Genomic DNA, 12,798 nt, shown 5'->3' with positions numbered 1-12,798 from the left:
TGAAATGTTAAATTTAATTTATAATAAGAATAGGCCGGAATCAATAGGAGGACTTAATGGCTTATTTAAAAGGACTATAGGTAAGATTTATTTTATATATTTTCAATTTTCAAANNTTTGAAAATTGAAAATATATAACTAACTTTAATTCAGATGAACAAAAAGGAACAGGTTAAGGTGCGGATTGGTCAGGCCGCAATGGAGTGTTTTGAGCGATATGGCTTGGAAAAGACAACATTGGACGATATCGCAAAAGCGGTTGGATTGAACAAAACCTCTCTTTACTATTATTACAAGAACAAGGAAGATATTTTTATAGAGGTTGCTATCCGTGAAGGGGAATCCTTTATAGGTGCGTTGCAGCAGAGTACATTAAAGAAAAAAGGAGTAGAGCATCAGATTGCCTTTTATCTGGAATCAAGATTGAACTATTATACGAATGTACTGAATATGAATCGGGTATCGGTAGAGTCACTGGATAAGATTTTACCTCGTTTTTTTGAACTGTATGATGCGATGATGGTGCAAGAGAAAGACTTTCTGACAAAGCTTTTAGTGCAAGCCACCGTTCAAGAACAGCTAGATATGGAAGATCCGGATAATACGGCTTCGGTATTGATCAATTTTGCGAATGCGTTAAAGCATAGTACCGAGCAACAAGCAATCCTAAAGAAGCAAGTCGAAATCGACTATACGCAAAGTCTTCGGGATACTAAATTTTTGGTTTCCTTGATTTTTAAGGGAATCAGAAAGCGGGGATGATGACCTGTTTTAGGGAATCATGGATGGGGTAAAGTGAAGCATTGAAGCGAGTATTATACGCTAACCAATATAAACATGAAAAAAATTACCTTATTCATCCAGATTCTCTGTTTCTGCGCTCCACTGTCGTTGGTTGCGCAACAGACGATCAACGGTCGCGTGCGTAACAGCCTGACCGGAGAAGCAGCTTATGCAGTCTCCATACGTATAAAAGACGGTAAAGAAGGCACCTTTTCGGACGATCGAGGTCGTTTTCAATTGAAAACGACCAAAGCTTTACCACTCATCCTATCTATTTCTGCAATCGGTTTTGAACCCAAAGAGGTTGTTGTTGAAAGCTTGGCTTCCACGTTGGAGATTCCGCTGAATGTTTCGCCGATCTTAGGACAGGAGGTGGTGGTTTCTGCAAGCCGAACGGTGCAGACCAAACTTTCTTCTCCGGTAACTATTGAGCAAATCAGTAATAAAGATATTCATAACGCAGCGCAGATAAATTACATGGATATGCTGCAGGGGCTGCGGGGAGTCGATGTTACCGTATCGAGTATTGGTTTTACGAGTGTCACTACACGTGGGTTCAATACGAGTGGAAATACAAATTTTACACAGATTGTTGATGGGATGGACAACCAAGCTCCGGGCTTAAACTTTCCGTTGGGTTCCGTGATTGGCCTGACCCAACTTGATGTCGACAATATTGAGTTATTGTCTGGTGCATCTTCCGCTTTATATGGCTCACGAGGACTCAATGGAACCATGATCGCTACAGGAAAGAATCCATTCAAATATCAGGGATTAAGTGTATTGGTAACTCAGGGGGTCAATCATATAAATCCTAAAAAGAACAATGATCCAGTTCCCGCTTCACCCTACTATGACTGGTCCGTTCGCTATGCCAAGCAGCTCAGTAATCGGATTGCTTTTAAGATCAACGGTCAATATACACAAGCAAAGGACTGGGTCGCCAATGATGAGACAAACAAAAACGGTTTGGGTACAGCGCTCACAGATCCCAATTATAATGGTGTGAATAGGTATGGTGGGGCAACTTCGGTAGATATCAATCCTTTCCTGGAAGCTGCTCTTGCAGGAAATCCGGATTTGAGGCCTATTGTTGAACCTTTACTTGCCCATCCAAATTATGTCTCGCGGACAGGCTATCCTGAGTATGGATATCTCGATAATCGGGCAAAACTTTTTAAGGTGAACGGCGAATTTCGTTACAAAATTTCACCTGATATCGAAGCGATTGCCTCAGCGACTTTCGGTACCGGAAATATTGTGTATACCAATGATACCCGCTATCAGTTGAAAGGATTTAAAGTAGGCCAATACCGTTTGGAGGTACGGAGTGACAAGTGGTTTGTCCGGGCGTATACGACTCAGGAAAATTCAGGCAAAACACTCGTGGCCGGACCGACTGCGCAATATATCAATGAGTCATGGAAGACCAGTTACGATGGCAATGTAGGGGGCTGGTACCCTGAATATACTGCCGGTCTCCTTCAGGCACTGGCCTCGGGAACAGCACTTACAGATGCCCATCTGCAAGGACGTAGTTTGGCGGATCAAGGACGGGCGGAACTAGGTACTGCGCTATTTAATAGACTCAAAGACAGCATTAGTAATACGCCAATTTCTGAAGGGGGAACGTTATTTCTGGACCGAAGTAAGCTATATAATACCGAAGCACAGTATAATTTCTCGGAACATATCAAATTTATGCAGGTCATAGCAGGCGTAAATTGGCGTTTATATAGCCTGAATTCTAAAAATACTTTATTTCCGGATAAGGATAAACCGATTCACGTCAATGAATATAGTGCCTACCTCCAACTCGCGAAAAAGATTATGGAGGAACGGTTGCATATCGCTACTTCTTTTCGGTATGATAAGAATACCTTGTTTGCTCAACCGAAACTTACATCGCGTGCATCAATGGTATACGAAGTGCTAAGACAGAATTATTTACGTTTTTCTTATCAAAATGCGTATAGCTTTCCTTCAAATATTCAGGCGCTCCAAAATACATTGAACGGCTATAATAGTTTTTCATCCGGTGGATCCTCACTATTATTGATCGATAATTATCAATTTGACCGTTATCCTCCTTACACATTGGAAAGTGTGCAAAAATTTCAGGCGACAAATGATCCGAAGGTACTTCAGCAATTTAAGTTTGACAATATAAAACCACAGTCCGTAAATGCTTTTGAACTGGGATATGCAGCCGTGTTTGGTAAGCGTGTCATGGTTGATGTACTCGGTTATTTTTCAACATGGAAGAATTTTATCGGTTATGCCAATGTCGCAAATACACCGGGACTGACGATATCAATGCTTTTAAGGATCATGCAACCTATGTCCAATATAATGTGGCCTTTAATGGTGGAGAAACCGTAAATACATACGGCTATGCCGCAAGTGTGAGTATAGATCTAGGTCGGAATTTTATGACAAAGGCAAACTATTATTCGGACTATCTTAAGAACAAAAATAATAGCCAGATCAACAACTTTAATACACCGAATTATCACGTCAATTTTGAATTTGCAAATAGTGGATTCGGTAAAAAGCAGGTCTGGTCTTTTAGCACATCCCTTCGTTATAAGCCCGGATATTATTATGTTGTTTCCGGCGGTCTTGCTGCGGGACAGGTGCCTAGTTCGACAGTAATTGATGCACAAGTGAGCTATAAGTTTATTAAAGCCCGTTCTGGTATTCGCGTCGGTGGAACAAATATTACGAACAAATACTATTCTACAGGTATCGCAAACCCTCGCATTGGTGCGGTGTATTATGTCACCTATGCTTATAATATTTTTTAACCAAAATAAATCATAAAAAAATAAATCATGAAAGGATATGTAAAAAACGGGCTCATAATGGTGTTCATAAGTTTCGCCTTTTGGAGCTGCAAGAATCAACAAAGTAAAGATTATCATGTGCTGACTTTTGGTCCCGGGCAGGAGGAAGCAATTGAAGAGGCTTTTCTGTCGATTAAAGATAGTACAAATATACATTTGAAATCAGGTAAATATCGTTTTGATAACCTGAGTATAGCCCAGGTCAACCATATTAAAATTGAAGGCGAGGGGCACGAAAAAACCATCATCGACTTTTCGGGCCAGACACAGGGGGGAGAGGGCATCCGTATTACTGATGTCAAGGGGTTGACAATCGGAAAGATGACGATCCGGGATTCAAAAGGTGATCTATTGAAGATAAACAACAGCCAGGACATTATCATTGCAGATCTGCATAGTATATGGAGTTCCGCTGACTCTACCAGTGGCGGATATGGAATTTATCCGGTGCTCTGTAAGAATGTTCTTATCGAGAATTGCTATGCCGAAGGAGCTTCTGATGCAGGTATTTATGTTGGGCAAACCAAAGGAGTCGTGGTAAGAAAATGTAAGGCATCCAAAAATGTAGCTGGCTGTGAAATTGAAAATACGACTGATGCGGAGGTGTATGACAATGAGTTTTATGGAAATACCGCCGGTTTTTTAATTTTTGATTTGCCCGACCTGTCCCAACGGGGCGGACGAGTGAAGGCTTATCGTAATAAGATTTATGATAATAATTTTAGAAATTTTGCAAAAGGAGGTAGTTTTGGGACATTTTGGGGTGTCGGAAATGCCTCTCCCGGAAGTGGAATTATTATCCTTTCCACATCAAATATCGAATTGTATAACAATACGATTGAACACAATAATACTTCGGCTATTACCATAGCTTCTGGTTTTGCTGTGGATGAGAAGGCCGCTGAGCGCATCAATAACAACTACTCGCCAATCCCCTCGCAGATTAAAATCCATGGAAATAAAATAAGCATGGGAGACAAGTTTCCTCAGCCTGCTTATGAACACCGCATTGGCCAATTAATTATTGCTACTGAGGCGCAGCTCAATGTCGTGGAACCCGATCGTTCAGTGAAAAGAATTCCTGCTATTCTATACGATGGTATTTCCAGTAATATTATGACAAATGGTACTGCCCCAAATCCGGATGCTATTTGCATTGATCAGCCCGGCGAAAATATGTTTGTGTCCGCAGATTTTAAACATGCGGGCCAGGGAGACAAATGGAAACCATCAAGCAATGTGAAACCATTTCAATGTAAATAGCCGTGAAAAATATAAAACTAACCCTAGTTGGGATTGTTATTTTGTGTGTGTGCCTTTTGATTTTGCAACAAAGCTGCCGGCAAGGGAAAAATAAATCGGAACAGGTCAGTAGTTCATTCGTGTTTAAAGAAAAGCTTTCTGATTATGGATTTTTCAAGGGAAGGTTGAGTGATCTATTGCCGAAAGAAGGTATTCTCCCTTATGAATTAAGTACACCTTTGTTTTCAGATTATACTGTTAAAGATCGTTTTATTGTTCTTCCTACTGGAAAATCAATTGCGTACACGTCACAAGGACCTTTAGATTTTCCGGATTCAACAATAATCGTTAAAAATTTCTCCTATATCAATGTTCAGGGGCAGAAGATTATTATTGAAACACGTTTATTGGTCAAAGACCCCGCAGATCATAACTGGAAAGTCATGAACTACCTTTGGAATGTGGAGCAATCAGATGCGATTAAGCATATTCGGGGGGCAAAATTGGCGATCACTTTGCTCGATAACAATGGGAATAGGCATAAGACAAATTACATGGTGCCAAATACCAATGACTGTAAGCGTTGTCATAATAATGCATCGAAATTAATGCCAATAGGTCCTAAAGCCCGTAATCTGAATTTTGTCCGTTCAGGCGATTCTGTCAATCAATTGGCTCACTGGAGTACCAGGGGATTGTTGAAAAATATGCCCGACTTAAAACATGTCGCGCAATTGCCGATATGGACGGATAAGACCAAATTTAGTCTCGAAGATCGTTCCCGGGCTTATTTAGATGTCAATTGCGCCCATTGTCATACAAAGGGCGGGGACGCGTTTAATACAGGATTATTCCTCAACTACGAAGAGGATACACCGGCACATCTGGGTGTGGATAAGGCTCCTGTATCAGCAGGAGGAGGAGCAGGTGGATTAAACTATGATATTATACCTGGGGATTCGGAGCATTCTATCTTGTTGTATCGAATGAATAGTATAGAACCCGGGACAGCAATGCCTGAATTGGCCCGAAGTATAATCCATAAGGAAGGTGTGGATTTGATTCGGCAATGGATAGATAATATGCCAAAGAAAAAGTAACATTATTTTCACCTTCCGATTTTATATTAATTCGAATAGCATGATCGATCAAATAGATTCCATATTTCAGCAACAGCAACTCTTTAAAATTGAATTGCGACATAGCGATGTCCATGAACGGATAGAAAAGTTACGCAGATTACGCCGCGTAATTGAAAGCAACGAAGATTTAATTTATGAAGCGCTGGCAAAAGATTTACGCAAATCAAGAAATGAAGCTGCAATAAGCGAGGTATTATTTATTTATGGTGAAATCGAGTTTGCTATTCGTCATTTGCGAACATGGATGCGGCCAAAACGCGTGGGGAGGTCAATGACGAACCTACTGGCAAAAAGTTCGATTGTATATCAGCCCAAAGGGGCTGTTCTGATTATATCTCCCTGGAATTATCCCTTTCAGCTTACCATGAGCCCTTTGGTATCAGCCATTGCTGCAGGTAACTGTATTGTTTTGAAGCCGTCTGAACACAGTCCATATACTGCATCCCTAATTCGGACGATGATTTCCGAAGCATTTGATGTCAAAGAAATCGTTTGTATCGAAGGTGAAAAATCTATAGCGGAGACACTTCTGAAACTTCCTTTTGATCATATTTTCTTTACTGGTAGTTCAATGGTGGGCAAACAGATTATGAGAGCTGCTTCTGACCATTTAAGTTCCGTAACCTTGGAACTCGGCGGGAAATCACCGGTTATACTGGATGAAACAGCTCATCTCGAAAAGGCGGCAAATAAAGTCGCCTGGGGGAAATTGATCAATGCTGGGCAGACTTGTATTGCTCCGGACTATGTTCTTCTCCCGAAAGGATTGCGTGATGAATTTGTAAAACATTATTTAAATGCTGTAAAAAAAATGTTTTTTACAGGGAGTGATGAAATAGACCCGACGCGTTACGCGAAGATTATCAATCAGAAACATGCTGATCGCCTCAGTACTTTGATCGCCAGATCGGTTGAAGATGGGGCAACGTTGGTTGAAGGAGGCCTGCTGTCGGAGGATTTAACTTTAAATCCGACCTTGTTGACAGGTGTTTCTTTGGATAATGCGATCATGAGCGAAGAAATATTTGGTCCCATCCTTCCGATTATAACTTATGACAACTTGGAAGATGCAATTTCTATCGTAAATCAAGGCGAAAAACCATTGGCATTGTATATTTTTAGCGAAAGTAGGCATCATACCCAGCTTATCATCCAACAGATAGCGTCCGGAGGTGTCTGTGTCAATGATGTGCTGATCCATGTCTCTAATCCCCATTTACCATTCGGAGGAGTCAACGGTAGTGGCCAAGGAAGCTGCCATGGTTTTTTTGGCTTCAAGGCATTTTCACATGAGCGTGCTGTAATGCGTCAATCTAAATATGATCTTTCGAAATGGATTTATCCGCCTTATAAAAATGGAATATTTAAATTGCTAAAAAAATGGATTTAGGCTGCTTATTTTTTATACTTGTATATGAATAAAATCAAAAGCATTGTTGTATTTTGCGCTTCCAGCTTGGGCAATTCCACCATATATGAAGATCAGGCGAAATACGTAGGTCATACTTTTGCGCAACGGAATGTTCAATTGGTATATGGCGGTGGACGCGCTGGATTAATGGGCGTGGTTGCAAACGCCGCTTTGGAAAAAGGTGGCTCGGTCATTGGCGTTATTCCCCATTTTTTAAACTCAAAAGAGCGAGAACATCGAGGCGTATCGAAGTTAATCATAGTAGACAGTATGCATGATCGTAAAAGAATCATGAATGAATATGCTGAAGGAGTAATTGCACTGCCCGGTGGATTTGGAACACTGGAGGAGCTTTTTGAAATGACGACCTGGGCGCAACTGGGGTTACATAGAAAACCTGTGGGATTATTGAATATTAACGGGTTTTATGACTACCTAATCAAGTTTATGGATCACATGGTTCATGAAGGTCTTTTAAGGCCGGAGAACCGCGAGATGCTGTTGGTCGGCCAGACAATTGAAGAACTTTTAGATAAGATGGAAAACTATGCCCCGCCGGCAGTAACAAAATGGATCGAAAAAAATGAGATTTAAAAAAACGTTGTTGTTTTAACGGGGGTGCTTTCTAATATGGTCTTCATATGGCTCTTATTCTTTGTGGAGACCATTCTTATTGCATTTTGATATTGTTTCGGAGTTTGTAACAAAAATTCTTTATCTAATTATTTTATAATTCAAAAGCCTTGCTATACCTTTATTAATTACTGCTCCTTTCTATCTTGATGCACGGAGGATTTCATGTGACAGTTATTGCTCTCTCCCAATATGATCCATGAAGTAAAACAAGTTTCCAATGCATTCAATTTGTCTATAGATTATCATGTTATTGTTTCCTGGGATTTACATTTGAAACAGACAAATTTGATTTTGTTTTTACAGGTCTGATAGCCCGGACGTTCCCTTAAACGTTATGCTGAAATATTTCGCTACCTCCTCTGGGGAACTATTGTTTTTTTTGAAATTTACAATTTGATCAATTTTTTCTAGAAAATGGTCAATAGATAATTGGGCAATGCGCTCTATCTTTGAAATGGCTATCAACTTGGTTTGATTGATGGGGAATAAGAGAAATTTACCCATCGTTAGCTCGATCATAGGTACCCATATTTTAACCGGCGGGGTGCCTATGACAGCTAACTTTTAGCAAACGTTAAAGGGCAGTGTCCTTTTAACAAAAAAGGCTTGATCTTCGGATCGAGCCTTTCTTATTTTATATCGTGATTTCTAAACTGAAATAGTTAAAGTTTATTTGCCCGGGCTGTTATTTCTGCAATATCGAGTACCTCTATTTCGGACTCTTTCTCTTTTATTTTTACACCGTCTTTTAACATCGTCATACAGAAAGGGCATGCCGCAGCAACAACCTGTGGCTGTATTCCTATTACCTCTTCAATGCGTTCAATGTTGATATCTTTCTTGCCTGGTTCGGGTTCTTTAAACATTTGGCCCCCGCCGGCGCCGCAGCATAGACCGTTGCTCTTGCAGCGTTTTAATTCAACAAGTTGTGCATCTAGACTTTCAAGAACTTTTCGAGGTGCTTCATAGACTTCATTTGCGCGGCCTAGGTAGCAAGGATCATGATAGGTTATTTTTTTCCCCTTAAAGATATTATTGTCAGCCGGTTTCAACTTGCCCTCGTCGATGAGACTCTGGATCAATTGCGTATGATGAATGACTTCATAATGACCACCCAAAGCAGGATATTCATTTTTAAGCGTGTTAAAACAGTGAGGACAGGCGGTTACGATTTTTTTGATCTCGTAGCCATTCAAAACCTCTATATTCATCATGGCTTGCATCTGAAATAAAAACTCATTTCCACTTCTCTTAGCAGGATCACCGGTACAGCTTTCCTCTGTTCCAAGAATAGCATAGTTAATACCAACGTGTTGGAGAATTCGACAGATATCACGTGTTATTTTTTGCGCGCGTTCATCAAAGCTACCGGCACAACCCACCCAAAATAATATATCGGGAGTTTCTCCCTTAGCTAACAGTTCAGCGACTGTTGGAACTTTCAATTCATTTTCCATCATTAAACTATTGTTGTTGAGTCCAATTTGCGCGGTCCATTTGTGCATACTTCCATGGAGCACCATTATTCTCAATGTTTCCAAACATATTATTAATACTTGCGGGCGCCTGAGATTCCTCCATAATCGCAAACCGACGAAGTTCTATGATAATGTCCAATGGGTTAATATTGACAGGACATTGCTCTACACAGGCATTGCAGCTCGTACAAGCCCATAATTCTTCCCGACTGATATAGGTATCGATAAGAGACTTGCCATCCTCCACGAAGCTGCCGTTTACCTTAATGTTATCACCTACTTCGGTTAGCCTATCCCTTGTGTCCATCATTATTTTTCGTGGTGACAGAAGTTTTCCTGTGATATTGGCAGGACAGGAGGATGTGCAACGGCCACATTCGGTGCAAGTATAGGCATCCAAAAGGCTTTTCCAGGTTAAATCCTGGACATCTTTGGCTCCAAAACGAGCTATCCCATCCGAGGATGGTGGCGTAAAGCTTGGATCAAGCATTGCTTTTACTTCATTTGTCACAGCAGCCATATTGGATAATTTCCCTTTGGCATCCAAATTTGAAAAATAGGTGTTCGGAAAAGCGAGTATGATATGCAAGTGTTTTGAATAGGGGAGGTAGTTTAAAAAAGCCAATACACCTAATATATGAAACCACCAACAAGATCTTTCGATGATATATAAAGTCGCAGTTGAGGTAGGCAAATAGGGCAAGAGATAGTGACTCACCGGAAACGAACCAACAGACTTAAAATGCTCGAATCCATAAAGCTGTAATTTGAGATCGGTCGCATTCATCAGCAGAAAAGCCGACATCAGCAGAATTTCTGTGACCAAGATGATATTAGCGTCGGTTTTGGGCCAATTATTAAGCTCTTTACTGCTCAGGCGATTTACCCGAATGACATTTCTTCGAATCAGGAAGACTAAGCAGGACACCAGTACCCCAAGTGCCAGCCATTCAAATGAACCGATCAAGAAATTATAAAAGCTTCCCATAAACGAAAATACCCGATGGGTTCCGAATAAACCATCAATAATGATCTCTAGCATTTCAATATTGATGATAACAAAGCCTAAATAGACAAATAAGTGCAGAATGGCAGGAATAATGCGCTTAAACATCTTCTTTTGCCCAAAGGCAACCAAAAGCATTGTTTTCCAACGCTCCGAAGGCCTATCAGAACGATCTAACTCCCGACCTAATTTGATATTACTATAGATCCGCCGTGCATTTTTACTAAAAAAAAATAACGCGCCCAGAAAACAAACTGCAAATATTAGTTGACCTATCATATGCTCGAATATTGGTTACATAACAAATATACCATATTATTTTGTTATGCTAACATAGTAAAAATAAATCAAAAAATTAGATTGTTCATATCATTTTCTGAAAATATTTAAGGAAGAGATAGCGGGAATGGGAAAAGAGACTTCCAAGAAATTATCGGCATTTCTTGGAAGCTGAGGTTATTTTATTTATCAAGTTATTCTACGTCGGAAAATGTCTGCTTAAGAATTCTTCCAATCGTTTTTTCGATACGTGTTTTTCCTTCTTCTGTATTGATATCTATGCCACAGAACGTGCTGCCCGTCGATTTGGCCTGTAAGCTGAGGTAGTAAATTCCACTAACCAATAAAGCTAATGTCGCTCTTATATCGTTTTCAGAATTTTCAAATTTTGGATCAAAGTATTTAAATAATTCTTCGCCAAGAGCTTCACGGCGATCAGCTATATTTTTTAGTGCTTTTGTTTTTTCACCCAGCCCCCAATGGATGATTTTTTGTTTGGTTTTATCTTTTAAAAATGTATTCAACTGGGATTTAAGTAATTCATTTACCAGGTCAACATCAATATCCTCTGGATTTGATATCATCTGTTCCAAAATTCCTTTATCTCCGATTTGCCAAAAGTCCTTTTGTGTCAGATAAGCTTCAACCAATTGGTCAAGACCGCCAAAATAGTTCCAAATAAGCGCTTTATTTAAACCACATTCAAGTGCGATATTCGGACCGTTCAAGGCATGATAACCTTTCTTTTGGATGACTTTTCCTACCGCAGCAATCATCCGTGCTTTGGTCCGTTCTTTGTCCCGGATGGGACCAGATGTTACTTTTCTTTCTTTCTTTGGATGATCCTCAGTTACTTTCTTTTTCATTAGAATAATTTGTTTATTCATTACCAATTTGTTTTCAAAGGCATTCATGCTGCCTTCGTCGGTTTAATAGCACTGAAGCTATCATAGACTGAGTTATATAAGCCTTTGAGCTGATTTAAGCCCATGATAATTTCATGCGATTAAAACCATTTTTAGCAATGAAGCTTTCATAAGCTGTCCTCTTTGTTCGTTAATAAACAAATTTGAGCTCATGATGTTTTCATTAGGGTAGATATGTATTTTTTTACAATATCTAAATTTTAGCTGGTAAATGCAAGAAAATCGTATGACAGATTTTTTTCCTATTGATGAGTCGACTTTAGTAGCTATTTCTGTAACATTATTAGCTGCTGATTTCAGGGAGTGGGTAATGAAAAGAGGCAATAAAAAAGGGATTATTCATCTGAATAATCCCTTTTTTATGCTGTAAAATATGTTATTATTTTTTCGCTGGTGCTGCAGGTGCTGCTGTAGCAGAAATACCTAATTTTGTTTTAACGGCAGCAGTCAAATCTTCGCCACCTTGGAAATAAGGAATATTGGTGCTTGAGATATCAAAGACATACGCCATACCTTTTTCTTTGGATACTGCGCTTACCGCCTCAGCCACTTTTCTTTGAATAGGAGTAATTAACTCATCTTCTTTTTTACCCAACTCCTCTTGCGCAGCTTGTTGTGCTGTTTGAATACGCGATTGAATATCTTGTAACTCTTGTCCTAATTTATTGATTTCAGGATCAACGGTCTCTTTATTCGCTTCACTTCTGTTACGTAATTTATCATTGGCCTCTTTTTGTTTGGTTTGATAAATGGTAACCATATCTTGAATTTCTTTTGTTTTACCATCGCTCAATGTTTTCAATTGGCCTTCAGCTGTTTTATAATCTGAAGTGGATTGAATGATTTCAGCGAAATTGATATGACCAAGTTTTTGCTGAGCATTTGCGAATTGAGTTGAGAAAAATACTGCCACTATAGCAACCGCACCTTTTAATAAATTTTTCATGCTTTTCATTTTAATCTAATAAGCCATCTCTATGGCAATCTTTTTAGTTTTCTAATTAATTACTATTTGTATTACTTGTGTCCACAATGATAATAAACTCCAG

Annotated in this window: 12 protein-coding genes; 8 read left to right on the top strand and 4 right to left on the bottom strand. The window is 39.6% G+C overall.

All coding sequences use genetic code 11. The annotated features are described in order from the left end of the window. The first annotated feature begins 153 nt into the window (after window positions 1-153). The 7 genes from B4G94_RS10385 (at window position 154) to B4G94_RS10355 (ending at window position 8,018) form a co-directional block, all read left to right on the top strand. Window positions 154-762 carry a TetR/AcrR family transcriptional regulator gene (locus B4G94_RS10385; protein ID WP_108633003.1) on the top strand — a complete coding sequence of 203 codons (609 nt, stop codon included), beginning with the start codon at window positions 154-156 and terminating at the stop codon, window positions 760-762. 75 nt (window positions 763-837) lie between these two features. Next, complete coding sequence (locus tag B4G94_RS10380; RefSeq protein WP_286858736.1) at window positions 838-3,165, top strand: TonB-dependent receptor; 2,328 nt, start codon at window positions 838-840, stop codon at window positions 3,163-3,165. After that, the gene (locus B4G94_RS10375) at window positions 3,138-3,590 is read left to right on the top strand and encodes a hypothetical protein (protein ID WP_286858734.1); all 453 of its coding nucleotides are present in this window, start codon (window positions 3,138-3,140) and stop codon (window positions 3,588-3,590) included. The genes B4G94_RS10380 and B4G94_RS10375 overlap by 28 nt, the downstream gene beginning before the upstream one ends. 27 nt (window positions 3,591-3,617) lie before the next feature. After that, the gene (locus B4G94_RS10370; RefSeq protein ID WP_286858733.1) at window positions 3,618-4,892 is read left to right on the top strand and encodes a parallel beta-helix domain-containing protein; all 1,275 of its coding nucleotides are present in this window, start codon (window positions 3,618-3,620) and stop codon (window positions 4,890-4,892) included. Between the two features lie 119 nt (window positions 4,893-5,011). Continuing rightward, a complete protein-coding gene (locus B4G94_RS10365; RefSeq protein WP_286858732.1) occupies window positions 5,012-5,971 on the top strand; it encodes an SO2930 family diheme c-type cytochrome in 960 nt (319 codons plus the stop codon). 40 nt (window positions 5,972-6,011) lie between these two features. Then, window positions 6,012-7,403 carry an aldehyde dehydrogenase family protein gene (locus tag B4G94_RS10360; RefSeq protein WP_286858730.1) on the top strand — a complete coding sequence of 464 codons (1,392 nt, stop codon included), beginning with the start codon at window positions 6,012-6,014 and terminating at the stop codon, window positions 7,401-7,403. 24 nt (window positions 7,404-7,427) lie between these two features. After that, complete coding sequence (locus tag B4G94_RS10355; RefSeq protein WP_286858728.1) at window positions 7,428-8,018, top strand: TIGR00730 family Rossman fold protein; 591 nt, start codon at window positions 7,428-7,430, stop codon at window positions 8,016-8,018. A gap of 704 nt (window positions 8,019-8,722) precedes the next feature. On the opposite strand, the gene B4G94_RS10350 is transcribed toward B4G94_RS10355, so the two are convergent. The 3 genes from B4G94_RS10350 to B4G94_RS10340 all read right to left on the bottom strand — a co-directional run bounded on the left by B4G94_RS10350 (window position 8,723) and on the right by B4G94_RS10340 (window position 11,689). Further along, complete coding sequence (locus tag B4G94_RS10350) at window positions 8,723-9,517, bottom strand: (Fe-S)-binding protein (RefSeq protein WP_108633687.1); 795 nt, start codon at window positions 9,515-9,517, stop codon at window positions 8,723-8,725. 7 nt (window positions 9,518-9,524) lie between these two features. Next, window positions 9,525-10,823 (bottom strand): (Fe-S)-binding protein, encoded by a 1,299-nt coding sequence (locus B4G94_RS10345; RefSeq protein WP_286858726.1) that lies wholly within the window; start codon window positions 10,821-10,823, stop codon window positions 9,525-9,527. A 194-nt stretch (window positions 10,824-11,017) separates the two neighbouring features. Then, window positions 11,018-11,689, bottom strand: a complete 672-nt coding sequence (locus tag B4G94_RS10340) for a TetR/AcrR family transcriptional regulator (RefSeq protein WP_181390486.1) — start codon at window positions 11,687-11,689, stop codon at window positions 11,018-11,020. A gap of 271 nt (window positions 11,690-11,960) precedes the next feature. Between B4G94_RS10340 and B4G94_RS10335 the strand changes: the two genes are divergently transcribed. Continuing rightward, a complete protein-coding gene (locus tag B4G94_RS10335; protein WP_286858725.1) occupies window positions 11,961-12,119 on the top strand; it encodes a hypothetical protein in 159 nt (52 codons plus the stop codon). A gap of 9 nt (window positions 12,120-12,128) precedes the next feature. On the opposite strand, the gene B4G94_RS10330 is transcribed toward B4G94_RS10335, so the two are convergent. Further along, on the bottom strand, window positions 12,129-12,695 hold the full coding sequence (locus B4G94_RS10330; RefSeq protein ID WP_108633689.1) for an OmpH family outer membrane protein: 567 nt from the start codon (window positions 12,693-12,695) through the stop codon (window positions 12,129-12,131). Window positions 12,696-12,798: the final 103 nt, after the last annotated feature.

This window comes from Sphingobacterium sp. UBA7625 (assembly GCF_002484085.1).
GTDB lineage: Bacteria > Bacteroidota > Bacteroidia > Sphingobacteriales > Sphingobacteriaceae > Sphingobacterium > Sphingobacterium athyrii.
The sequence above is the reverse complement of the archived record's forward strand: the minus strand, read 5'-3'. Positions and strand labels throughout refer to the sequence as shown.

What these genes read in the sequence shown, in the direction of transcription:
- B4G94_RS10385 (WP_108633003.1), top strand. Translation starts at nt 154, where the DNA reads ATGAACAAAAAGGAACAGGTTAAGGTGCGGATTGGTCAGGCCGCAATG.
- B4G94_RS10380 (WP_286858736.1), top strand. Translation starts at nt 838, where the DNA reads ATGAAAAAAATTACCTTATTCATCCAGATTCTCTGTTTCTGCGCTCCA.
- B4G94_RS10370 (WP_286858733.1), top strand. Translation starts at nt 3,618, where the DNA reads ATGAAAGGATATGTAAAAAACGGGCTCATAATGGTGTTCATAAGTTTC.
- B4G94_RS10360 (WP_286858730.1), top strand. Translation starts at nt 6,012, where the DNA reads ATGATCGATCAAATAGATTCCATATTTCAGCAACAGCAACTCTTTAAA.
- B4G94_RS10355 (WP_286858728.1), top strand. Translation starts at nt 7,428, where the DNA reads ATGAATAAAATCAAAAGCATTGTTGTATTTTGCGCTTCCAGCTTGGGC.
- B4G94_RS10350 (WP_108633687.1), bottom strand. Translation starts at nt 9,517, where the DNA reads ATGGAAAATGAATTGAAAGTTCCAACAGTCGCTGAACTGTTAGCTAAG.
- B4G94_RS10345 (WP_286858726.1), bottom strand. Translation starts at nt 10,823, where the DNA reads ATGATAGGTCAACTAATATTTGCAGTTTGTTTTCTGGGCGCGTTATTT.
- B4G94_RS10340 (WP_181390486.1), bottom strand. Translation starts at nt 11,689, where the DNA reads ATGAAAAAGAAAGTAACTGAGGATCATCCAAAGAAAGAAAGAAAAGTA.
- B4G94_RS10335 (WP_286858725.1), top strand. Translation starts at nt 11,961, where the DNA reads ATGCAAGAAAATCGTATGACAGATTTTTTTCCTATTGATGAGTCGACT.
- B4G94_RS10330 (WP_108633689.1), bottom strand. Translation starts at nt 12,695, where the DNA reads ATGAAAAATTTATTAAAAGGTGCGGTTGCTATAGTGGCAGTATTTTTC.